Annotated in this window: 19 protein-coding genes and 1 tRNA gene; 15 read left to right on the plus strand and 5 right to left on the minus strand. The window is 61.5% G+C overall.

Translation table 11 applies throughout. From position 1 onward, the window contains the following. Window positions 1–89: 89 nt before the first annotated feature. Together SPHN_RS14095 and SPHN_RS14100 are read right to left on the minus strand one after the other, a co-directional pair. Window positions 90–4706, minus strand: a complete 4617-nt coding sequence (locus SPHN_RS14095; protein ID WP_248524346.1) for an NAD-glutamate dehydrogenase — start codon at window positions 4704–4706, stop codon at window positions 90–92. Window positions 4707–4798: 92 nt separating this feature from the next. Beyond that, the gene (locus SPHN_RS14100; RefSeq protein WP_248524348.1) at window positions 4799–5890 is read right to left on the minus strand and encodes a PAS domain-containing protein; all 1092 of its coding nucleotides are present in this window, start codon (window positions 5888–5890) and stop codon (window positions 4799–4801) included. A gap of 133 nt (window positions 5891–6023) precedes the next feature. Here SPHN_RS14100 and SPHN_RS14105 point away from each other — a divergent pair. The 3 genes from SPHN_RS14105 to SPHN_RS14115 all read left to right on the plus strand — a co-directional run bounded on the left by SPHN_RS14105 (window position 6024) and on the right by SPHN_RS14115 (window position 8639). Further along, window positions 6024–6099: transfer RNA gene (locus tag SPHN_RS14105), tRNA-Thr, on the plus strand. Window positions 6100–6212: 113 nt separating this feature from the next. Continuing rightward, a complete protein-coding gene (locus SPHN_RS14110; protein ID WP_248524350.1) occupies window positions 6213–6860 on the plus strand; it encodes a hypothetical protein in 648 nt (215 codons plus the stop codon). Between the two features lie 282 nt (window positions 6861–7142). Then, window positions 7143–8639 (plus strand): serine/threonine-protein kinase, encoded by a 1497-nt coding sequence (locus tag SPHN_RS14115; RefSeq protein ID WP_248524352.1) that lies wholly within the window; start codon window positions 7143–7145, stop codon window positions 8637–8639. Between the two features lie 226 nt (window positions 8640–8865). Here SPHN_RS14115 and SPHN_RS14120 read toward each other — a convergent pair whose 3' ends face one another. After that, complete coding sequence (locus SPHN_RS14120) at window positions 8866–11307, minus strand: DUF4062 domain-containing protein (RefSeq protein ID WP_248524354.1); 2442 nt, start codon at window positions 11305–11307, stop codon at window positions 8866–8868. A 464-nt stretch (window positions 11308–11771) separates the two neighbouring features. Here SPHN_RS14120 and SPHN_RS14125 point away from each other — a divergent pair, with 464 nt between their 5' ends. The 9 genes from SPHN_RS14125 to SPHN_RS14165 all read left to right on the plus strand — a co-directional run bounded on the left by SPHN_RS14125 (window position 11772) and on the right by SPHN_RS14165 (window position 18298). Then, window positions 11772–12137, plus strand: a complete 366-nt coding sequence (locus SPHN_RS14125) for a hypothetical protein (protein ID WP_248524356.1) — start codon at window positions 11772–11774, stop codon at window positions 12135–12137. A 156-nt stretch (window positions 12138–12293) separates the two neighbouring features. Then, complete coding sequence (locus tag SPHN_RS14130; protein WP_248524358.1) at window positions 12294–12950, plus strand: DUF4230 domain-containing protein; 657 nt, start codon at window positions 12294–12296, stop codon at window positions 12948–12950. Between the two features lie 122 nt (window positions 12951–13072). Then, entirely contained in the window at window positions 13073–13444 is a 372-nt protein-coding gene (locus tag SPHN_RS14135) for a hypothetical protein (protein WP_248524359.1), read from the plus strand. Window positions 13445–13514: 70 nt separating this feature from the next. After that, window positions 13515–13916 carry a hypothetical protein gene (locus SPHN_RS14140; protein WP_248524360.1) on the plus strand — a complete coding sequence of 134 codons (402 nt, stop codon included), beginning with the start codon at window positions 13515–13517 and terminating at the stop codon, window positions 13914–13916. A 182-nt stretch (window positions 13917–14098) separates the two neighbouring features. Next, window positions 14099–14404: a hypothetical protein gene (locus SPHN_RS14145; protein ID WP_248524361.1), complete on the plus strand. Its 306-nt coding sequence runs from the start codon at window positions 14099–14101 to the stop codon at window positions 14402–14404. Between the two features lie 273 nt (window positions 14405–14677). Then, complete coding sequence (locus tag SPHN_RS14150; RefSeq protein WP_248524362.1) at window positions 14678–15838, plus strand: virulence-associated E family protein; 1161 nt, start codon at window positions 14678–14680, stop codon at window positions 15836–15838. A 289-nt stretch (window positions 15839–16127) separates the two neighbouring features. Next, on the plus strand, window positions 16128–16442 hold the full coding sequence (locus SPHN_RS14155) for a hypothetical protein (protein WP_248524363.1): 315 nt from the start codon (window positions 16128–16130) through the stop codon (window positions 16440–16442). A gap of 155 nt (window positions 16443–16597) precedes the next feature. Continuing rightward, the gene (locus tag SPHN_RS14160; RefSeq protein WP_248524364.1) at window positions 16598–17755 is read left to right on the plus strand and encodes a site-specific integrase; all 1158 of its coding nucleotides are present in this window, start codon (window positions 16598–16600) and stop codon (window positions 17753–17755) included. 105 nt (window positions 17756–17860) lie between these two features. Next, window positions 17861–18298, plus strand: coding sequence for a hypothetical protein (locus tag SPHN_RS14165; RefSeq protein ID WP_248524365.1), 438 nt, complete (start codon window positions 17861–17863; stop codon window positions 18296–18298). Window positions 18299–18411: 113 nt separating this feature from the next. Here SPHN_RS14165 and SPHN_RS14170 read toward each other — a convergent pair whose 3' ends face one another. Further along, the gene (locus SPHN_RS14170) at window positions 18412–18648 is read right to left on the minus strand and encodes a hypothetical protein (RefSeq protein ID WP_248524366.1); all 237 of its coding nucleotides are present in this window, start codon (window positions 18646–18648) and stop codon (window positions 18412–18414) included. A 135-nt stretch (window positions 18649–18783) separates the two neighbouring features. On the opposite strand from SPHN_RS14170, the gene SPHN_RS14175 reads away from it, so the two are divergent. The 3 genes from SPHN_RS14175 to SPHN_RS14185 are packed head-to-tail and all read left to right on the plus strand — an operon-like array spanning window position 18784 to window position 20735. Continuing rightward, on the plus strand, window positions 18784–18987 hold the full coding sequence (locus SPHN_RS14175; protein ID WP_248524367.1) for a hypothetical protein: 204 nt from the start codon (window positions 18784–18786) through the stop codon (window positions 18985–18987). A 3-nt stretch (window positions 18988–18990) separates the two neighbouring features. After that, a complete protein-coding gene (locus SPHN_RS14180) occupies window positions 18991–19467 on the plus strand; it encodes a LexA family protein (protein WP_248524368.1) in 477 nt (158 codons plus the stop codon). Further along, window positions 19464–20735 carry a Y-family DNA polymerase gene (locus SPHN_RS14185; protein WP_248524369.1) on the plus strand — a complete coding sequence of 424 codons (1272 nt, stop codon included), beginning with the start codon at window positions 19464–19466 and terminating at the stop codon, window positions 20733–20735. The genes SPHN_RS14180 and SPHN_RS14185 overlap by 4 nt, the downstream gene beginning before the upstream one ends. 768 nt (window positions 20736–21503) lie before the next feature. On the opposite strand, the gene SPHN_RS14190 is transcribed toward SPHN_RS14185, so the two are convergent. Then, window positions 21504–22172, minus strand: a complete 669-nt coding sequence (locus tag SPHN_RS14190; RefSeq protein WP_248524370.1) for an SOS response-associated peptidase — start codon at window positions 22170–22172, stop codon at window positions 21504–21506. Window positions 22173–22256: the final 84 nt, after the last annotated feature.

A 22256-nucleotide genomic window follows, 5' to 3' on the forward strand; every position in this document is an offset into this window, starting at 1 on the left:
GGGTGAGGGCACGTGCTTTGGCTGGCGTGCCCTCACCCTCCCACGCTTCGCGCGGGCCCCCCTCTCCCCTGAAGGGAGAGGGTTAAGTGTTACCGCCCCAAGAGCACCCGCGCTTGCCCGGCGATCTGCGCTAGCATCGCCGCGTTCGGGACAGCCGCATGACGCGCGCGGTCGATGACAGCCTTGAACTGCGCGACCCGCGTAGCGTTCGCCGCCAGCCAAGCCTCGACCGCACCCTGCGGATCCTGTGCCCCACGCCGCGCGAGGAACTCGAGCCGCAACTGCTGGAAATCGCGCGCGAGACCGGCGATGAGCAGGCGCTCCCACGGATCGGTCGGGCTGATCCGCGCCGCATTCGCCTGCGCCCAATCCAGCCCGAGCGCCTGCCCGAGGTGCGTGAACGCGCGCGTGAGGACCGCCTCGTCGAGCGTCATCCGCTCGCCGAGATCGGCGAGACCAACCGCGCCGTCCATCTCGAACAGGCGGACTACCTTGCGCACTAGGTCACCCGGCGCACCAACCGCTTCAAGCTGGCTGGCGATACGGCTGCTCTGCGCACTCGCCTCTTCGAGCAGCAACGCTGCGGTCTGGCTGTCGAGCTGGGTGATGCCCTTCGCCAGCCGTGCGAGCACGTCGCCCGGTGCCGTTCCCGGCGCCGATACGCGCAACAGATCGGCGATCTGCGAGCGCGTCGCGACCGCCACCTCGTCGAACAACGCGATCCGCGCCGCCTCCGGCATAACGGCCGTCTCGATCTCCGCCCACAGCGCCGGCAGGTCGAACAGGCGTTCGGCGACGACGAACATCGCCGCGATATCGCCCATCGCCGCACCTTCCTCTTCCGCCAGCTCGAACGGGTAGAGGATGCCCAGTCGGTTGACGATCCGGTTGGCGAGCTTGGTCGCGACGATCTCGGGCCGCAGCCGGTGCTCGTCGATCGCGGTCGCAAAGCGCTCGCGCATCGCCGCGGGGAAGGCGGCGTGCAGGTCGGGCTTGAGCGCGTCGTCCTTGGCGATATCGCCATGCTCGATCGCGTCCTGCAACCCGAGCTTGGCGGTCGCCAGCAGCACGGCGAGCTCGGGGCGGGTCAGCCCCAGACCATCCTGGCCGCGACGGAGCAGGATATCGTTCGACGCCAGCCCCTCGACTGCCCGATCGAGCCGGCCCGCGCCCTCGAATATCTCGATCACGCGGACATAGCTCGGCACCGCGACCGCGCCGTCGGCCTCTGCGATCGACAGCGCCAGCGTCTGGAGGCGGTTGTCCTCCAGCACCAGATGCGCGACGTCGTCGGTCATGCTCGCGAGCAGCGTGTTGCGGTCCTCGTACCCCAGGCGCCCTTCGATCATCTCGCGGTTGAGCGCGATCTTGATGTTGACCTCGTTATCCGAGCAGTCGACGCCCGCCGAATTGTCGATGAAGTCCGTGTTGATCCGCCCGCCGCGCGCGGAGAACGCGATCCGCGCCGCCTGCGTGACGCCGAGGTTCGCGCCTTCGCCGATCGCGATCACGCGTAGGTCCTCGGCGTTGACGCGCAGGCGGTCGTTGGCGGGATCGCCGACCGCGACGTTCGCTTCCGATGCGGCCTTCACATAGGTGCCGATGCCGCCGAACCAGAGGAGGTCGGCCGGCGCCTTGAGGATCGCAGAGATCAGCGCGCCGGGCTCCATTTCGCTCGCGGTTATGCCGAGCGCGGCCTGCACCTCCGGCGACAGCTTCACGACCTTGTCGGTGCGCGCGAACACGCCGCCACCTTTGGAGATCAGGCTGGCGTCGTAGTCCGCCCAGCTCGACCGCGGCAGCGCGAACATGCGGTTGCGCTCGTCCCAGCTGGTTGCCGGATCGGGATCGGGATCGAGGAAGATGTGGCGGTGGTCGAACGCCGCGATGACCTTCAGCGTCTTCGACAACAACATGCCGTTGCCGAACACGTCGCCCGACATGTCGCCGCAGCCGACCACGGTGATGCTCTCGCTCTGCACGTCGAGGCCACGTTCGGCGAAGTGCCGCTGGACGCTGAGCCATGCGCCCTTTGCGGTGATCCCCATCGCCTTGTGATCGTAGCCGACCGAGCCACCGGAGGCGAACGCGTCGCCGAGCCAATAGCCGCGTTCGAGTGCGAGCGCGTTCGCCACGTCGCTGAACGTCGCGGTGCCCTTGTCGGCGGCGACCACGAAATATGGGTCCTCGCCGTCGAGGATCGTCACGCCATCCGGATGCACGACCTTGCCCTCGACGATGTTGTCGGTGATCGACAGCAAAGTGCGGATGAAGATCCGGTAGCTCTCGGTGCCCTCGGCCAGCCACGCGTCGCGGTTCGACGGGGCAGGGAGCTGCTTGGGATAGAAGCCGCCCTTCGCGCCGGTCGGCACGATGACCGCATTCTTGACGCGCTGCGCCTTCATCAGCCCGAGGATCTCGGTGCGGAAATCGTCGCGACGATCGGACCAGCGCAGGCCGCCGCGTGCGACCGGACCGGCGCGCAAGTGGATGCCCTCGACGCGGGGCGAATAGACCCACACTTCCCGCCACGGCACGGGGGCGGGGAGGCCCGGAATCAGATGGCTGTCGAGCTTGAACGCAAGCGCTTCCGACGCGGCGGACGTGAACGCGTTGGTCCGCAGCGTCGCCGCGATCAAATTGCGATACGCGCGCAGGATCCGGTCGTCGTCGATCGCGGTGACCGCGTCGAGCCCGGCCTCGATCGCCTGGTCCGCTTCGATCGCATTGCCGGGATGATCCGGGTGGTGGACCGCGGTAAAGCGCGCGATCAATGCCGCGGCGACCTTCGGCGCACGCCGCAGCGCATCGACCACGGTGGTCAGCCCATACGGAAGCCCCGCCTGACGCAGATACCGGAACCACGCGCGGAACAGCACGATCGCCTCGGGACGCATGCCGAGTTCGACGATCAGCCTGTTGAACGCGTCGTTCTCGGCAGCGCCTTCCAACACCGCCGCGATCGCGCCTTCGAGCACGGGGGCGTCGCTCTGCTGCGCCGCCGCGTTTGCCTCCAGCACGAAATCATGCACGAACGGCACGCTGTCGTCGCGCAGTCGCGTCGGCAATTCGCCGATCACGCGGAAGCCGAAATTCTCCAGCACCGGGACCGCGTCCGACAGCGGCAACGCGCCGCCTAGCTTGTAAATCTTGAGTTGGGGATCGGCACCGGCTTCCCCCGGAACGAGACGCACACCACGCGCATCCGGGTCGGCCAGCGCGGCGATCCGCTGGATATCCTCGGCGGCCTCGGCAGGCGTGCTGAGGTTGCGGTAATTCTGCGGGAACGCGGCCGCCCATTTCAGCGCAAGCCGTGCGGCGCGCGGTGGCGGCAACGTCTCGATCAAGGCGGCCTCGACGTCCGATACCCAGCCGCGCACCATCCGCTGCAACCGGAGCGCGAGCGGCGCGGCGTCGGGCATTCGTCCCTCGCCGCGCAGGTCGAGCGTGTAGCGGATCATCGCGACCTCGCCGTCCTCCAGCGCGATCGACCAGTTCAGGATGCTCGCATTCGCCGCCTCCGCCAGCATGTCGCCGATCGCGACGCGGCGGCTGGTGGTGACGTCGTCGCGCGGTAGCCAGACGAACCCGAACAGGTGGCGACCGAGCGCCGACTGGACCAGCACGAGCGCGGGCCGCGGCCGATCCGCGAGGCTCATCGCGGTCAGCGCGAGGTCCTCCAGCGCATCGGGTGCGAACGCGATCACCAAGTCGTGCGGCAGCGCGGTGAACGCATGCGTCAGCGCCTTGCCCGCATGACCGCGCGGATCGAAGCCGAATTTGGCCTTCATCGCGGCGAGGCGCGTGCGCAACACCGGCACGTCGCGCGGCATCGCGGCCAGCGCGGCGCTGGTCCACAGGCCGCTGTAGATCGACAGCCCGGCAACCGTCGCGCCCTCCATCACCGGCACGACCACGAGGTCGAGCGGCACGGCGCGGTGCACCGTCGAGATCAAATTCGACTTCAGCAGCAACGGCGCGTCGTTGCCCGCCTCGAACCACTTGATCGCCAGCGCACGCGAGGCTTCGGCGAGGATCGGCACGCGGTGTTCGTTACGCGCAATACCGAGCGCCGCGCCGCTGCTGCCGTCGCGATGCCAGACCTGATGGCCGAGCAGCGTCAGGTGCCCGTCGAGGAACCACTGCAGCAATGCCGCGCCTTCGCCCTCGGGCAGCTTGGCGATATCGTCGTCGAGCGCTCCTTGCATCGCGCGCCAGTCGGTCACCGCCGCGCGGACATCGGCCAATACGGCCGTGAGGTCCTCGATCAACCCGCGACGATCACGCGCATCGGCGCGCTCCATCTCGAGATAGATCATCGATTCGGGGCGGCCGGCGCCCTGGCCGTCCGCGTCGATCGCGTGCAGCGTGCCATCGGGTGTTCGCGTCGTCCGGACGACGGGGTGGATGATCCGATCGACCGCTATGTCCTGCGCGCCGATCGCCGCGGCGATCGAATCGACCAGGAACGGCATGTCGTCGTTGACGATCGCGAGGCGCATCCGCCGCCGCGTGTCGTCCGCGCTGATCGGCTCGATCGCGATCGCCGGCGCACCGTCGTCGCGGTGCGCGGCGGTCGCGGCCACAAACGCCGCGGCCTGCGCGACCTCCGCTGGTCCGAAGTCCTTGAGTTCGCCTGGAAGGGCCCGTTCGGTCAACCGGCCCGCAAGGGTTTCGGTGAGCGTTTTCAACGATTGGTTCGCCATAGGTCCGGGCCTATGCGCCCGCTATTCGCCTATCTCAAGGCTTGTGGCAGGTGCGAAGAGATATGCTGCGCCGCACCTAGGCCGCGGCGCACCTAGGCCGCGGCGCACTCCGCAGTGGCGATCGCGGTCAGGTCGCCGTCATAGCCGTCCAGAAAGCTCGGCAGCCCGCCGATCGGCACCTGATGACGCTGGGCATGCCGCAGCACGTCGGTAAACGTCGCGAGTCGGCCCGCATCGGAATTGGCGCCGAAGACGAGTTTGACGATCTGCGCCATCGCCGCATCCTCGCCCGGCAGGCACGCGGTGGACAGCAGGGCGGCGAGATCGTCGCCTTCATGCTCGGCCGCGACGGCAAAATCATGTGCCCGACCCAATGCCCGGTGCAGCGCGGCGCGGCTGCGGGCTTCGGCGGCACGGAATTGCGCGGCGCTCTCGCGCGCCATCGCCAGGTGCTCGCCCAGCGGTCCGGTCGGCAGCGTTTCCAATGGCAGGGGTTCGTCGAGCACGAGTTCCTGCATGACCGGTGCTGCGCTCGCGAAACCACCGCTCGGACCATCGGCCCAGACCTGCGCGGTCTCGCCCAAGGCCTGCGGCGTCGCGCGGACGGCGGCGTCGAGTTCGGCCGCCAGGGTCACCTGCATGCCGGCGTCCGCGAGTTCCTTCCAGTTGATCACGCCGAAGATGAAGTCGATCGTCTCGCCGGCCGATGCGAACGGCATCAGGATGCCGCGGTACAACGTCGTGCGCCCCCGGCTGCTGACGAATTCCGCCTCGAAGCCGATCGGCGCGCGATTGGCGATGATCTGGAGATAATGATCGGTGAGGCGCGACAGCAGCGACCGGCTCGGCACGTCGGCGATCGTCGCGATCGGCCCCTCCAACCCGCATTCCTCGCGCAGTGCCCGACCGAGATACGCGATCTTCGGGTCGCCCATGCCATGGCTGAAATCGAGCAGCACGCTGTGCGGGCCGAAATCGGTGATCGTCTCGGGCTCGAGGTTCGCGATCGACGGATAGGGGCGTCCGTCGAGCAGCGACACCCAGTGATTATAGGCGCGCACGTGCATCCGCCGCTCGTCGCCGCCGAGATCGAACATCACGTCGTTGACGCCTGCGTCCGCCGCGTCGTGCGCGGGGGCCGTAGCGCCGGGCCGCCCGTCATCTCGCCCGCGTACTGTATTCATGCCAAACGCCCCCAAATTCACGGTCAGGCATATACGAGGCCATGGTAAAAGACCCGTAAATACGCAAACCGCTTGTCAGCGCGAAAGCCCCCTGTTATGCGCCGCCCCCTCGACCGGAGACATCCGCCGTCGGGCCGCTTTAGCTCAGCTGGTAGAGCATCGCATTCGTAATGCGGGGGTCACAGGTTCGAGTCCTGTAAGCGGCACCACCCTTCTTTAAGTTACTTAACGTTGGTCAGCAGTATGTTTCCTACGGGAGGCGGTCTAGCTAGGCTATTCGTTTGGGTCCTACGTGGGGCGCTTTGGGTAGGAAGTCGTGGCGATGCTTCGCTTGATCTGTGCCTCTGCGTTGGTTGGACTGGTGGTTGTGGCCCCCGCATCGTCCCAAACCATGCCTGTACCTGATCGGCAGCTTCTGGTGGGCAAGTACCACTTCGAAGAGGAGGGCATCGCGGTCGACGTTAGCCTGAACGCGGACAGCACCGCGGTTTACAGCGTCGGCGGTAGTGTGGGCATTCGCGCGGAGGGCACGTGGGACGTGCGCGGGGACAGGATTCACATTTTCAACAAGCCGGGACCGGTCAAGCTGGAGCAGGCGGGTGTGCCCACGCGTGATCCAGGGGTTGCCTTACGAGTTGTTGCGCAGTTGCCGGACGGTTCGCCCGCTGAAGGCCTTGCGGTCACGTGGCCAAACGCCGCGGGGCTTTACTACATGAGCGACGGCAAGAACGAGACGAGACTGGAGGAGGGCCCGGTCCTCGGCGAGGTGAGCATCGAGCGAGAAGCGGACAGCAAGGGACTGGCGACGTTCTTCATGAAGGCCGGTGGGGCGAACAGCTACCGCTTCACGTACTACCCGAGCGACGTTGAGCCGTTCGACTTCCAAGCAAGGGCGTTGGACGCAAAGGCAGATGTGCTGGAGGTCGAGCTCGGAAGCGCGTCTGCGAAGTTGCATCGCGTTCGGGACTAAGACCCCGTAAGCGCCGCCATTTCGTTATGGCCTATCTACAAGGGAACGGCGGCGGCTGGGACCAAAGGCCGTTCTGCCGGGAAGCCGCTCAGGTTCTGCGTCTAGGACTTCAGGTAGGGCGATGGTCTCGGCGTACGCTTTACCTATTCATGCGGCCGGCATGTGTCGCGCTTGGAATGTAGGACAACGCCGTTTTGTTCACGTGTCGAGATACCGAAAGGTGCCCGACCGATCTTGGCACCCGCTATTAGTGTTCTTATCTTGTTCGTGAAGGGGGGCGGTATGCCGACGATCGCATTGGGTAAGCATGAGTGGAACTTTGATGAGAGTCAGCGGCTAGGACCACCCGGCGGGTTCGGTGAGGTGTTTCGCGGATCAGGGCCGTCTGGCGATGTAGCTGTTAAGAGGCTCAAGCTTACCGCGGGTGCCGCTGCCCATCGCGAAATGAAGATCGGTGAGTCTCTTGTTGATCGCGAGTATCGCCATGTCGTGCCGGTCTATGACTATGGGCAGGACGCCAACGGTGACGGGTATTATCTTGTCATGCCGATATGCGAGCGGAGTTTGCAGGATCACCTTCGGGATAACGGACCGCTTCCGTGGAGTGAGGCCAAGCCGATCATCCTCGACATTATCGCGGGGCTAAAAGAGGTCGAGAACATCGTCCACCGTGATCTGAAGCCAGGGAATGTTCTCTATCGCGACGGGCGTTGGCAGATTGCCGACTTCGGCATCGCTAAGTTCGTGGAAGACTCCACGTCCCTTGAGACCCTGCGCCACTCACTGACGCCGCCGTATGCTGCGCCTGAACAATGGTTAGGGGAGCGTCCGTCGGGCGGTACAGATGTGTATGCGCTCGGGTGTATCATCCATACTTTGCTGACCGGCGCCCCGCCTTTCGGTGGTGACATAAATGACGTGCGTGAGGCTCATTTACAAAAACCGCCGCCCCAGGTTCTGGGTATCGATCCTCGGTTAGGTGGTTTGGTGAACCACATGCTTAGGAAGGCCCAGGCTGTCCGGCCCAGCTTAGATCGTGTGCAGGCACTAATCCTCGCCACCAATGATGCTCTTCCTGCTGCTGGTCCCCGGGCGTCATTGGCAGCTGCCGGTCAAGCAGTCGCGCGAGCTGCCGCCACTGACGAAGCTGAGCTAGTTGCAGCCCAGACCGCCGCAAAAGAGTGGAAAGCGATCGGAGATGACGGCGCTCGTGATTTTGCAGGCATCCTGAATAGGCTGAAGGCTATCATTGTTGCGGACGCACCAAACGCATCTACGGGCATTCGGGAGTTAGCTCTGGGTCCAGCTAAGCTGCGATGGGATGTGCCGACGCGGCTAGAAAGGCGGGTTCCTACTCGTCCCGGTTTGCCTACGGAGGGCATATGGGAGGTAGCCGCGTTCTCAAAGTTGGAGGTGGCTTGTTCGATCACGAAGGTCAGCTATCATGACCCGAGCGTCTATACGTTCTCGACTACTCTTGCATTCGCTCGCACGCCTCAGGATACCGACTTCCGCTGGCGGGAGGTCGCGTTCTACCATCAGTTTTCTGGTGCAGGCATGAACGAAGCGCCCGTTGCGATCCCGCCGAGTAGCGAGTCTTTCCACACGGCCTTTCAGCCCGTCATTGGCGGTTTGGCAGTTGCGCACGGACCTTTCACAATCGACGCGGAGGATGAGGACACCTTCATCGATCGGTGGACCGGTCTTTTTGCTAAAGCCGCGCATGGCAATCTCAGGCCACCAAACCAACTGCCATTGGGTCCACAATTCTTCGCTTAGGGAATGCCTTTCCTCCTGAACAATGAAAGTTGCGGGATCGCCGCTGCCAAGCGCTTTTTCATTTTGGGGGGGGGCTCCAGCGTCTCTCAGCCACCGCCATGCCGTTGGCGAATTGCTAGGAGTGCCAAGCTTTATCGAAGTAAAATTTAAAACTCCTATAAAATAACCTGTCTCCCGGTTTGTTGCTACGACGAGATACTAAGAAATTCGATACTTGGTTCTAAATCTAAGTGCCCGCTTCCACCACCCTTCGCGAAGTGGGCCGGTCGTAGGCGAGGCCAAGGTCCAGCCAGTGTGTCACGACGTAATACCTACCATCATCATGTGATTGATATAAATTCAGGATCTTCGTCACGCGACTTCTGGTGACACTGGCCGGCGTTTTGCGTGCTGTCGTTCTGCGAAGATTATCGTCGCTGCTAAGGAGCATATCGACAATTTCTTCGTCAGGCAGAGCGGCGAAATCCTTCGCGGGCATTATCTCAATAATTTTCGCCTTCATAATGATGGGAATGTCTAATTTCATTAGCTCGCTTGATCCGCCCTTGTGGATCTTCAGGATAAGGCGAGCGGCGTCTGTAAAATCTTTGTAATAGCCGCCGTCATCCGGTTGGCTTACGCGCAACCTAGGAGTCTTTCCGATGCGCTCACTGTCGTTCTCAGCGCCAAGCGCTTTGAAAAAGCTTAGTACCGCTCCCGAGATATATGCCTTTCCGGTATCAAGCACGCTGCGGACTAAAGCGAGATCATTTCTATCTCGCTGAGCTGCTACGATGTCCAAAGCCTTTCTAATCAATTCGCGCTTCTTAGCCGCCGCGGGGTCTGAGTTGCCGATACCGAATGCTAACAGGCCTAAGCCCGTCGGCGGTTTGATGCCTTCAGGCCAATTGATCGAAAAGTAGGTTTCGAAGCCGTCTTCAAGGTCAGCGCGGAGTTGTTCGCCATGTTTGCCTATTCTGCGAGCGGCGAGGGCTTGGAATGCTCCGACACGATGCGTTGAGGTTTCAAGCAACGCTTCCAAAAGCGGTACGGGCATGGATCGCATACGCTCCGCGGCGTAAAGCTCGAAGAACTCCAAGCCGACCGTATCCAGTCCGCTTCCGAACGCCAAAATCGAATATGAGGTCTTCGGTTTTCCCAGTATCTTTTGTGCTTCATCTAACGATGGTGCCTGACCCAAGCGGTCAAGGGCTTGAAGGGCAGCGTATCGGACGACCGGCGCATCATCATCTCGTGCCCGTTCAAGTGTGGCTATGCTCACTAGGTCACGCTCGCTCATCTCTCGTAAAGCTGCCGCACGGACGACTGAGGAGCGATGATCAAGTCCTGTCTGCAATTCCTGAATTGACGCTTCGTCGAGGTGCTTAAGAACCTGGCTGAGTACGTCCAAGTCTAATGTTTCAAAAGAGGTCGATAGAACGTAGCGAACTGCCTCCTGCTCGCTTGAGCGCATCATGATTGTGATTGCTGTTTCCAGCGCAGCGGTCGTCGTATCCTTACTGGCTAACTCCACCTCCCGAAGAGCAATGTTAAGTTCTTTGTACGTACCAAGATCACGTAGGTAATGGAGCGCCATCAACTTGACTGCGGCGGTCGATTTTGAGCCAAGCCAATATTCCCCTATCGGATCATCGCTGCCGTTTTCTACCGGCTTTACCGAGAGCTGTAGCATCCTCATTGCGGCAATAGCACCGGCCTGCACGGCCGGCTCCGAAAGCATGCTGAGGCTTGTCAGAAGAGAGGGGCGGGATTCGGTAAGCTCCGCCAGCCATGTCCATAACGGAACGTTTTCGGCTTGCAAAGAAGTAAGGCCTGATTCAAGCAATCCATACCGCTCGATAAAGGAAAGTTCGAAACTCTTCCGCGCAGAGTAAATCAAATTCGCGTCATGGGCCGCAAGTACCTGCTTGTCATTCTCTGACCTGCCGTATGCCGTGCCAATCAGTCGTATTCGTGCTACCTCAACGGACTGAAGTCCTTTATCTGAGAATATGTCCGACGCGGCATCATTCAGAAACATTGCATCGGGGGATTTTCCGCCGTTTTGCTCGGGGAGGGGGTCTTCGGTATCATCGATACGGTTTACCCGTTCTCTAGCCTTGTCGTCTTGCTGAATCGGCAGTTGTCTTAAAAGGCGGATGACGTGGGTTGAGAGAAACTCGCGAACTTTAGCGGTAAATTCTTCGGAATATGCAAAAGTTCCATACAAAAAGTTCTTTTCTGATCGGAGCTTTTCCTGAAAAGCGAAAACCTTATTAAGGTCTTTACCCGGATCTCTTGCTTGAACCGGGTCTACTGACTTAAAAAACATTGCCATAACTGGACTGCCGGTACGATCATGACGGGATCGCGATAACTCGAACTCTTCTTCGAATCCGGAACTGTATAAGCCATCGGTCGCGGGCTTCGAACCCCAGCTTGTCCAGATTGCGCCAATAAATAGGTCGCAAGTTTCCATTTCGGCATTGATGATTGCTTGCGGTCTGCCGTTGCCGGATAGCGTCTCTTCCCAGCCTATCAGTTCAAGGCGGCCGCCCATTGGCATGGCGACGGACTTGTTTATTTCGTTCGCGGCGGCGAATGCGGCATGACGCTCGGTTTCGAGGCCACTCGGCGACGCGATGAATGCGCGGATCAGTTTGACGTCCATAGCGGCAGGTTGAGCCACGTCATGGTGTATGAAGCAAGTCCCATGCTCCCCATAGAGAACAAGCGCGGAACATATGTCATCTTATATGTATGGTTGACCCGCATGCAGCGATTGCCCGCAAACGCCTATTGCGAACGCCGTCCAGGCTGACCATGATCGCAACGCCTCCTGAGAAAGCCAGGGGGTGGGGCGTCAGAACTCCAGCCACTAGAACTCGGTCGACAGGATTCCTGTGGCCGGGTGGCATGCGCGCATGTCCAGCTGGTTTTACCGGTAAAGGCGCATGCGCCTGCTCTAGTGGCTAGGTTCTGAACATCCGGCTTCGGCCGTCGCCCCGAGAGGAACATAGGGGTGGCGCAAGGTCTGAGCCGCACGTCGCCCCGCTAGGGGGCAGTCCAATGAACGCATCGAAGCCGAACGTCAGCGCACCTGCGTCCTGACGCCCTTTGTCGCGTCTGCATCACATTAACAGGGAGAATACCATGGTTATGAAGACGAAGGCGCTCGTCCTGAGTGCAGCCCTCGCCGTTACAGCCTGCACCCATCCAGCTGACGTGTCCCGTCCTCTAACCGAGGTTGCCGACAAGAACGCCCACTTCACCGTCAAGGACATCCCCGGCGGATTCAGCGTCGAGGTCCGCTACTCCCGCTACCAGTTCGTCCCGGAGGCGAGCGCACTGCTGGTGGCTTGCCGATCGCTGGTGACCGCTCGCGCCTACGACGAAGCCAAGACCCGCGGTCGAGAGATTGAGCCGATCAACGAACAGACCATCCGTGTCTCGACCGGTCGCAACATCATCAAGGCTCGCACCGCCTGCCGGGCCTTTGCCGCTGCGAAGTGGAAGTGATTGTTTTGCTCCGCAATTCGTGGATGGTTCGCCGCGAACACCGGGGAGGCGGCTTTGCAGGGCAATAGACGAAACAATAACCGGCCCACCTTTCGGGAGAGGAAGCAGGGAAACAGAAAAGCCTTCATTGTCCTCGCCCTAATCGTGTTGGCCGGAGTGGCCTATTTCGTCTGGACGCAGGTCGATGAGCGTAAGGATGCAGATAAAAAGAGACGAGACGCCGAACTGGACCTGGGACTGGAGGCCGCTCGCATGGTCGGCGCTAAGTTCGAGAAAGCGGCGGCGATAAAGATTGGCGTCATCAAAGGTAAGGTCGTCGCCAGAGCGGCGTTCAAGGGTCGTATCTTCTCGCCGACGCAGGAATCGCTGTTTCCCGTCACGGTTGATTATTTCATCAATCTCGATCGGATGGGGAAGGAGGCTTATCACTGGAACGCCGGCGACCGCACGCTGACCATCGACATGCCCGACGTCACGGTCGCCAAACCGAACATAGATGAGGGGGCGGCTATCATACGCCAGCACGGATCATTCATATCTCGCGAGGCTGCGCTCGCCATGGCTCGGCAAGTGTCGGTCCGGGCGGAAGCCAGGTCGGAGGCGTTCGCGCACGACCCGAAGAATATGACGAAAGCCAGAGAGAATGCGCGGACGGTCGTGACCAATCTGGCGCTTCAACCTTTGAAAGCGGCCGGCATGACCAATGTGCGGGTCGCCGTATCCTTCCCGTGGGAGCCTAAAACCTACCTGAACCAACCGTCCCAGCAATGGGATCGATCCCGAAGACCCGAAGAGGTCATGGGCGGACGCTGATCGTCCTCACCTAACCCGCCGGCACGACCCGGCAACATTACCACCACCACAGGCCCTCGGAGCAATCCGGGGGCCTTTTTCTTTGGAGAAACGCAATGCTTTCAATCCGAAATTCCGCCGACATGGACCGTGCGCTCGTGTCGCTGCTCGACCCCGCACTTCGCCGCCTGCTCACCCTCCGCCGCGATCAGTTGGCCGAGGATGGGCTGGACCTGGACGAGATCGTGCACATCATAGTCGTGCGTCCCGGCGACACCCTCGCGGAGGTCGAGGCCGAAGCCGGCGTGGCGATCGGCACCAACCTCGTGGACGGCAGGAAACTCGGCGACCCCGAGTTCGAGCCGCTTTTCGAGTACGTCAATCGCAAGGACGGCTGGCTCGAAGCCGTGATGATCCTGTCCGACGACGGGTTCGGACTGGTGTTGTTTGTCCCCGACACGATCGACATCGATCCCGCCATCTCTCTGCTGCTGCGCCGGTGCGTCGCCGCCTGATCAAAGCTCACCCCTCGACCTAACCAACCCGCAGCCCCTGCGGGGGCTCGCCCCCAAAGGAATACGTATCATGCTGCATTTGTACGATCGCACCTCCGCGGCACACGCGTTGACGCTCGGCCTCGACCGCCAACTTCACCGTCTGCTGACCAAACGCATCGCCGCGCTGGGGACGCCCTACGGCGACGTGACGGACCACACTGAGTTTCTCGTCGTGGAACCGTTCGACACCGAAGCCGACATCGTTCGGCACATTGGCTTTTCACCACTCGTCGAGCCATTCGACGGCTTCCGCTTCGGCGAACCCGACTTTCATCCAGGGGGCTGGGACTGGCTGGCGGAGCACGGCGGTTGGTACGAGATGGTCGTAACCTTCGGCTCCACCTTTGCCTACATACTGCTGATCCAAGATAAGGACGGAGTCATCCCCGAATTACGCCGTCTATGCCGGCGTTATGTCGCAGAACGATAGGTGGGGCGGCGGTAAAGAAACTTGGTGCAACGGCGTTGACAAGCGAGTTTATAGCGCCCAGCTAACCCACGTTCGACCGATCATTCAGTCGAATCTTTAAGGCATCCCCAAGTCGTCGGTCAATGACCGGTGCGCTCTAACTAACGTTCGGTCAATGACCGGCAGAGCCAGGATGTTACCTTATGACTAAATTTACTCAACGTATTCGTCTCTCTTCGCAAGGCGTTCGGGACGCGCTTCGCTGTGAACCTGAGATACAGCTCGACCTTCGGCACGCGGGCCTCGCAATCACCCTTGCGGTGATGTTTTCCCTTTTGGACGACGGCGTGGACGATCCTGATGAAATGTACGGGTATTTGGAGGCGCGAGGCTCGAAGTTCGACTTAGAAACCATCGAGACCTTGCTCGAAGACTACGACGGCAGAGACGCCCAGTACCATCTTTGGACACGGCTCTGCGACGACATCTACGTTCCGTTGATCGCTTAATCACTCGCATATAGCGCCGTCGACCTTTCACGGGTCGGCGGTCGCTGGCCGACCATGCCTTCTGCGCGTGCAGCGCACGATCGCCGCGTGCGATCCGCTCTTTGAAGCAGCAACCCATAGGAAGCAGCAGTGAAATCGATATCTACCCTCAAGGTGAACAGGTCACCGGGGGCGCAATCGACGCGTCCCATTGACCTGGACATAGCGTCGTTCCCGGATCAACCGGCGCGGCGCTCAGACGGTCCGCCCAGCACCATCGCCAACGTTCGGCACATGCTGGACGCCAACGGCGTGACCGTCCGTTACAACATCATACGCAAGCGCACTGAGATAGCAGTGCCGTGGGTCTTCGGCACGACCGAGAACAACGACGCCGTGTCGATGACCCATGTTCTCAGCCTGGCCAGCCAGTACGGCATGCCCACGGGACTCGTTCCGCCCATCGTCGAGGCAATCGGGGACGAGAACTCCTTCAACCCCGCTGCTGACTGGATCAACAGTCGACCGTGGGACGGGGAAGACCGTCTCCCAGCCTTTTACAACACGATCACGCCGCGGGCGGAGTATCCGGTCGAACTTCGCGACCTGCTCATGCGCAAGTGGATACTAAGCGTCACGGCGGCGGCGACGATGCCGGACGGGTTCCGGTGCAGAGGGGTGCTGACCTTGCAGGGGTCTCAAGGCATCGGCAAGACGAGCTGGGGCATGAAGCTCATCGACGACGAGCGGCTCGGCAAACAGCTGATCAAAGTCGATCACCATCTCGACGCGGGCAACAAAGACAGCCAACTCGGGGCGATCGACCATCTGATCGTCGAAGTCGGCGAGCTGGAGAGCTCGCTGAAACGCGACATTTCGCGGCTCAAGGGGTTCTTGACCAACGGGACCGACAAGATCCGTCGCCCGTACGGAAAGGCCGCGGTCGAGACGCAGCGACGGACGGTGTTCTACGCGACCGTCAATGCGGCGGACTTTCTGATCGACCCAACCGGCAACGCCCGCTTTTGGACCATTGCCTGCGAACATATCGACCACGCGCACGACATCCCGATGCAGCAGGTCTACGCCCAGTGCGCAGTTCTGCTCAAGGATGGTGAGAAGTGGTGGCTGACCGGCGAGGAAGAGGTGCTGCTCGAACGGCAGAATAGCCTGCATCGTAGCTTTAGTCTGATACGCGACCGCCTTGTCACGATCATCGATCCAGAGGCGACCGGCACCAAGCCTATGACCGCCAGCGAGGTGCTCGAGGCCGCCGGCATTGATCACCCGACCAATCCGCAGGCCAAGGAGTGTGCGTCGTTCCTGCGCGAGTGGTTCGGGGAACCGAAACGTATCCAGGGGCGGGACAGATGGCGCGTACCCTTACGTCCTGATTCCTCAGGGGACGCGCCGAACGAACACAATCCAAGACCATTAAAAGACAAGTTTGATTAAACTTATACCCTGAAAACAAGGGGTAGCAGTGGGGGGAGGGGTAGGAGACCGGTAAACCCGATGACCGACCCGGCGCCGACGATGTGGCCGACAGAAGTTCGCGTCGCTGCCGCCCCCCCCCCCACCTGCGCCTCCGTCGTCCTTCGCACGGGCGAACGACAACGAATTCCAGCAAAACTCTCGGCCATCCCGGCCACTCCCCCCCTCTCAGCAGACGCGAACCACCGCCCGGCTACGTGCCCGCGCGGGAAGGGTTTGCGCATGCCGCACACACACCAAGGAACACTTTATGCTCAATCTATCCGGCAAGGCTTCGGCCGCGCATATTCGGATCAAACCTAAACCCCAGCCCAAGAACCTGCTCGAGCGGCTGCGGCAACTCGTCGCAGACTGCGGTCCAAACAAGAACGATCAAGCCATTGTCGCGATCACGGTCTGCATCGGTGAACGCATCGACACGACTAAGGCTATCTGCGAGGTCTTGGCCCGCCTTGGCTTCGACACGCGTCACGTCGCCATGATGCTGATTAAGAACTCCGCCGCGAGTCCCGGTCCTGCTCGCTGGCGGAAAGACGGCGACGGTCACCACCATCTGCTGCCCTGACGCACCGCCGCACGGTCCTGTCTCTCGGCGGTTCCGTGCGACTGTTTCCTCGAACGCCACGGCGCCGATCCGCGCACCCGTGGCCACCAACATGCGCCGATCCCGGACGCCCCCCAGCGGCTCCGCATTATCGCTCTTTCAAAAGGAATATCAGCATGCCCAAAGCCCATTTAACTCACGCGTTCGCGCTGAACGCACAGTGCGAAGCGGGTCGCTCGCGCTCCGACTGGTACGATGAATCAGTTACCGGTTTCGTCCTAGAATGCCGATCGACCGGTGGTAAAACGTACTACCTCCGATACCCCGATGCCGCTGGCAGGCAGAAGCAGCATAAGATTGGCCGGTACGAAGACATCAGCTTCGCCACCGCCAAGAAAGCCGCCCAGCGTCTCCGTTCGGAGGTCGTAATGGGTGTAAACCCCGCAGCGAAGAAGGCCGAGGCCAAAGCTATCCCTCTGTACGCGGAACTTGCCGCGATGCACTTGGCCGACGCCGAACTTCACCAGCGCAGTTTCAGTACCACCCGAGGCTACATGAAGCACATCCTCAAACGGTGGGGTCGCACCCGTGTCAGCGACATTGACGCTCGTGCGGTGGCACAGTGGTTGGCGACGAAGCGGGATGAAGGTTTAGCCCCCGCGACGGTCATCAAGATCAAGGCGATCTTCGGGAGATCGTACGAGCTTGGCATGCGCTGGGGTATCGCGGGATGCGATCGGAACCCCGTCCGTGGAATACAGAGCAAGCCGCTGAACAACGCCCGAGAACGGTTCCTCTCGACCGAGGAGGCCGGGCGCCTGATCACCGCCGCGGATCGGTCGCGCAATCCGCTGCTCTCGCCCGTGGTCGGGTTGCTGCTGCTGACCGGCATGCGCGTATCCGAGCTGCTGGCCATGCGATGGGAGCATGTCGATCTGATCGGCCGCAGCATGTACGTGCCGACCTCGAAGACGGGGCGGTCCAGGTACGTACCGCTTGCGCAGGCGGCGGTGACGATCATCGAGCAGATGCAGAGGATCGAGGGGGCGGTGTTCCTCTTCCCCAGCCCGAAGGTGCCCGCGAAGCACCTGACGACGATAAAGCACGGGTGGCAGACGGCTAGAGACGCCGCTGGACTGCCGGGGCTCCGGATCCACGACCTGCGCCACTCCGCGGCGTCCTTCATGGTCAACTCAGGCGTCGACCTCTTCGCCGTCGGTAAGGTGTTGGGACACGCCAACGTCGCCAGCACGGCGCGATACAGTCATCTCGCGAACGACACGTTGCTGGCCGCAGTCGAGGCGGGCGCAGCCAAGCAAGCTCAGCCTGCCTGATCCCTGTCCTCACCCGCTCGCTGACTTCGGTCGGTGGGCGGGTGAGGAGGACTCCCCATCGGCTATTTTTTTTTGCCGTCGCGTGACGGCCACAGGAGACAAGATATGAATCATTATCACCCCGAAACCGAGCCGTTGATCGCCGGCAAGTCCCTGGCGACTTGGGACAAAAAGTGGGTCGATCTACCCGGCGGTTTCGCCGCGTCCCATCGGTCGCTGAGAGGCATGGCGGGGCTATTTCGCGCCGTGGAGAACGGGGAGACGGTCGTCATCGGCAAAGGGGCGGGTCGCCTAGAAAATCGTTTGTATGGGCGCCTCGGTGACCTTCGGCGCGAGGGCGACAGCGGACGTAGGTATGAGTCGGGTCGGTTCATTCACGCAAACATGGATAGGCTGAAGCTCGAGGTACTTGTGACCGGCGACGACCGGGAGGCGTGCGCCACAGCATTAGAGCTACTGCGTCCCATGCTGATCCTGCATCGACCGCGCGAGAACGCTCCGGTCGCGATCGTGGATCGGATCATTCGGTCGGCGTATCAATAGCGCACCTTAATGACCGGCGCTCACCTGCCTCGCTTGCGCCGCGTTACAGCTCCGATCGCACGAACGTTCCCCGCTCCGCTTGCTCGCGTCGGCGTGGTGGGGAGCGTGCTGCATCACGCGGACAACCAGTCGGACTCTGCATCGTCCACCGCGGCGAACATGTCGCCCTCCGCCTGCATGGCGCTGAGATGCTTACGTACGGCTTCAGCGTCTCCGTTACGAGGAAACCGGCGGTCGGCGACGGCTCCCATCGCAAGCTGACCGACGAGGTCGCCCCGATCTTTCTGTGTGATCAGCCACTGCCCGAACGCCGGTTTCGGTTCCTGCTGGTCGTCATCGTGATCAATCATTCTCGCGTTCCTCGAATCGTTGGCCCGCCAATCGCACTAGATTGATGTTCTTGCAATGTTCTTGCGAATCAACCCGGTTCGCGCCTAGCTATGAGCATGCCGTTCGCGGCGACTCGACACTGATGGAGCAACGAAATGCAGCACGATCTGTGGCTGAGAGCGGCTGCGCGCGCCATTTACGACAACGTCTACCCACCTGTGGATCCAGCGCCGTTCAGCTTCGACGAAGCCGAGCGGTTCGGGACCGTTGAGTACCGGCAGGCCGTCGGCGCGGCACAGGATGCCCGGTCGGTTCTGGCCGCTCAACATGAGCAATTCCTCTTCGCCGCGATCCTCTAGGTCATGTTTTCAAGGAACTCAGACCAACCAGTCGTCGTCCCGCTGCAGCGTCGTGACGTTGCCCTGAGGCTTCACGACGTCCCGTTCGCGCTGGTGCCGTGCGAGGTGCCGTTCTTCCTCGTCCACACGCAAGCCGGGTTTCCGTCGCCCGCGCAGGACGACATGCAGGAACCGATCGACTTGGGCGCATGGCTCGTCGAGCATCCAGCCGCAAGCTACATTATGCGCGTGGACGGTCGATCGATGTCCGGTGCCGGGATCAACGACGGCGATCTAATCGTCGTGAATCGAGCCAAGAAGCCGAAGACCGGCGCGATCGTCGTGGCGTTAGTGCACGGCGACCGGACTCTAAAGCGTCTTCGCTACGTCGACGGCCGTCATTGGCTTGTCCCCGAGGCCGAGGGGTTCGCGGACATCCTGGTCGACGAGCACGTCGAGATTTGGGGTACGGTCGTCGGCGTCGCCCGCAAGATGGTATGAGCACGCCCATCGCGCTCATCGATTGCAACAACTACTACGTTTCCTGCGAGCGCGCTTTCGACGCCAGCTTGATCGGCGTGCCGGTCATCGTGCTGTCGAACAACGACGGGTGTGCGATTGCTCGGTCTGCGGAGGCCAAGGCGCTCGGCATAAAGATGGGCGATCCGATCCACCACTTGCGCGACAAGGTGCGACAGCATGACATTCAGGTTCGCTCTTCCAACTACGCGCTGTACGGGGACATGCAGCGCCGCGTGCTCGCCGCCTGCGAGTCCTTCGCCCGCGACTTCGAGATTTACTCGATCGATGAGACGTTCCTGGATTTAGCCGGGTTTGAGGGCCGTGACCTTGTCGCGCACGCGAACGCAATGCGTGCTCAGGTCCAGCAGTGGACGACGATCCCCACCTGCGTCGGCATTGCGGAGACAAAGACGCTGGCGAAGCTGGCGAACGCGGCGGCCAAGAAGAACCCGCGGTTCGGCGGCGTGGCGGATCTGCGTGACGACGACGTGCGACGGGAGGTGATGCACGCCTTCGCCGTTGGCGACGTGTGGGGCGTCGGCAATGCGACTGCACGCAAGCTCACTGATCTTGGCATCGACACCGCCGGTGCCCTGCGAGACATGCCGATGAAACAAGCGCGCGCCGTCGGAACGGTCGTCCTTGAGCGATTAGTCGCGGAGTTGCGGGGTGTTCCGTCAAATGCGGTCGAGGCGGTCGAGCCGCGGCGGAAGGGCATGGCCGTGACGCGGTCGTTCGGAACGCCGATCTGCGACTTCGAACGGATGATGGGCGCACTGTCGCAATACGCGCTGCGGGCTGGCGAGAAGCTGCGATCGCACGGGCTGGTCGCGGCCCGGCTGACCGCGTTCTTCCACACGAACAAGCACAAACCCGATCGGCCCCAGTACGGCGGGTCGCGGATGGTGACGCTGCATCCGATGACGAACGACAGCCTCGAACTGATCGCGGCGGCCAGGCGCGGCGCCGAGAAGGCGTGGCGTGACGGCTACGCCTACACGAAGGCGGGCATTATACTGGACGATCTGCTTCCCGAGGACGAGAGGCCTCGGACGCTGTTCGAAGATGACACGGCCAAGCGCGACCGGCTTATGGGCGCACTCGATGCGATCAACGGGAAGTTCGGCACATGGACGGCGGTGACGGCATCGCAAGGCTTCAAGCGCGAGTGGAAAATGCGGTCGGAGATGCGGTCGCCAGCATGGACGACAGACATTGCTGAAGTGCCAACTGTCTCTGCGAGGTAGAGGATTGGAAGGAGACTACTCCGTGGCGTGCGCAGCATTGCGGCTTTCGAACGCTCAAGCCTTAGGGGAGACGGACACGAGCTTAAACATCGCTTCCCCAATATATGCCCGAAGTGCGCGCCGCGTCAGGCTAATCGTCTTGCCTTCAACGAGGCATGAGGCAATTGCCGGCTTCAATTGCTCAGTGGCACCGGTATCTTGCAAGCTCCATGGACGTGAAATTAGCAGAGCGTGAGCCGCAAGCGGCGACGATCGAGCGACGCAATCGCCGAGGGCACGTTCCGGGCGATAAGTGACCGGCAGCGCTGTAAGAGGACCATTGAACTCACCAGCTAAGTTAAGCGGAGGAAGGTCCTTAATCGAGGTCCGAACTGGCGCCTTTCTGAACTGGCGGCGATATAGTGCAGGATATAGAGCACCCCGCAGCACATTCGGTTGAATTATCATCATGGTGATAGGGTGAGCTGGGTTGGCATCAGTAGCAAGGCACTTGGAATTTGAAGCCTTTGCCGCCAATTCGGCAGACTCTCTTGTATTGGGTACCGATTTTATAAATTCGAGAGCTACCGATCTAGTCTTTTCCCCTCCTACAATGCAATCTGCGTACCTCGCTACGAACACGTCGGCTTTATCTTGTGGCAGGTCCGCTCCAAATTGCGCGACAACGGCGGAAGCTGAGAGAACGCTCACGCATGCAATTGAAAAGCTAGCTACGCCAAACCGCTGCATGACAATCCCCACAATCTATTATTTTAATCTATATTTGGTTTATTCGGGCCTGCTGGCAACGGCATCTACTTTTCGCGTTGGAAAGACCGGCCCTCGTACCGTCATCCGGTCGGCGGGGTATGAGCGCTGCAACGATAGAACGTCGTCATAGCTGCCGGTTAACCACCGCTCGTGATCGTCTGGTTGCAGGATCGTGATCATCGCCTTCGGGTGTATCGGCGCAACCAGCTCGTTCGCGTCGCAGGTGACCATCGCGAAGTAGCGCTTATCGCCGACCTGCCGCCAGAAACCGGCGATCGCGAACACGGACTGATCCGTCACCCCGAACCACATCTCCCCCTTGATCGGCTTCTTACCGTCGCCGAGGTCAGTGGGCTCGCGCGCCCATTCACAGAACTCCGTCAGCGGGATCAGGCAGCGGTTGGCCGGATCGCTGACGAGCGACCGCCATTGTGGGAGATGGAGGGTGCGGACGTTGGTCTGCGCTACCTTGCGGCCAGCTTGCTTTGCTTGCCCCGCCAGTACGTCCCATTCCATCACGTCCAGACCGCGACGGTCGCTTTCCTGGCGGACGACATATGCTCGACCGAACGGGCGCAATTCCGTCGGATCGAACCGGTTATCCATTGGCTTCTCAGCGAGCCATTCCGCGCCGAACCGCTCGATGATGGTCTCCGGCTCACCGTCGAACCTAGCTCGGTTACACATGATTTAGAACTGCTCCGTTGGACATTGCATCTCCTCTTCGCCGCTAACGCAGCCGCAACGGCCTAGTGTCCTCGCGTTGCCGGA

The organism is Sphingomonas faeni, assembly GCF_023195535.1.
Taxonomy (GTDB): Bacteria; Pseudomonadota; Alphaproteobacteria; order Sphingomonadales; family Sphingomonadaceae; genus Sphingomonas; species Sphingomonas faeni_B.

Excerpts from the sequence above, each read along its gene's own strand:
- SPHN_RS14165 (WP_248524365.1), top strand. The coding sequence starts at position 17,861 with ATGAATCATTATCACCCCGAAACCGAGCCGTTGATCGCCGGCAAGTCC.
- SPHN_RS14150 (WP_248524362.1), top strand. The coding sequence starts at position 14,678 with ATGCTGGACGCCAACGGCGTGACCGTCCGTTACAACATCATACGCAAG.
- SPHN_RS14125 (WP_248524356.1), top strand. The coding sequence starts at position 11,772 with ATGGTTATGAAGACGAAGGCGCTCGTCCTGAGTGCAGCCCTCGCCGTT.
- SPHN_RS14155 (WP_248524363.1), top strand. The coding sequence starts at position 16,128 with ATGCTCAATCTATCCGGCAAGGCTTCGGCCGCGCATATTCGGATCAAA.
- SPHN_RS14185 (WP_248524369.1), top strand. The coding sequence starts at position 19,464 with ATGAGCACGCCCATCGCGCTCATCGATTGCAACAACTACTACGTTTCC.
- SPHN_RS14145 (WP_248524361.1), top strand. The coding sequence starts at position 14,099 with ATGACTAAATTTACTCAACGTATTCGTCTCTCTTCGCAAGGCGTTCGG.
- SPHN_RS14180 (WP_248524368.1), top strand. The coding sequence starts at position 18,991 with ATGTTTTCAAGGAACTCAGACCAACCAGTCGTCGTCCCGCTGCAGCGT.
- SPHN_RS14110 (WP_248524350.1), top strand. The coding sequence starts at position 6,213 with ATGCTTCGCTTGATCTGTGCCTCTGCGTTGGTTGGACTGGTGGTTGTG.
- SPHN_RS14140 (WP_248524360.1), top strand. The coding sequence starts at position 13,515 with ATGCTGCATTTGTACGATCGCACCTCCGCGGCACACGCGTTGACGCTC.
- SPHN_RS14115 (WP_248524352.1), top strand. The coding sequence starts at position 7,143 with ATGCCGACGATCGCATTGGGTAAGCATGAGTGGAACTTTGATGAGAGT.
- SPHN_RS14160 (WP_248524364.1), top strand. The coding sequence starts at position 16,598 with ATGCCCAAAGCCCATTTAACTCACGCGTTCGCGCTGAACGCACAGTGC.
- SPHN_RS14095 (WP_248524346.1), bottom strand. The coding sequence starts at position 4,706 with ATGGCGAACCAATCGTTGAAAACGCTCACCGAAACCCTTGCGGGCCGG.
- SPHN_RS14135 (WP_248524359.1), top strand. The coding sequence starts at position 13,073 with ATGGACCGTGCGCTCGTGTCGCTGCTCGACCCCGCACTTCGCCGCCTG.
- SPHN_RS14100 (WP_248524348.1), bottom strand. The coding sequence starts at position 5,890 with ATGAATACAGTACGCGGGCGAGATGACGGGCGGCCCGGCGCTACGGCC.
- SPHN_RS14175 (WP_248524367.1), top strand. The coding sequence starts at position 18,784 with ATGCAGCACGATCTGTGGCTGAGAGCGGCTGCGCGCGCCATTTACGAC.
- SPHN_RS14190 (WP_248524370.1), bottom strand. The coding sequence starts at position 22,172 with ATGTGTAACCGAGCTAGGTTCGACGGTGAGCCGGAGACCATCATCGAG.
- SPHN_RS14170 (WP_248524366.1), bottom strand. The coding sequence starts at position 18,648 with ATGATTGATCACGATGACGACCAGCAGGAACCGAAACCGGCGTTCGGG.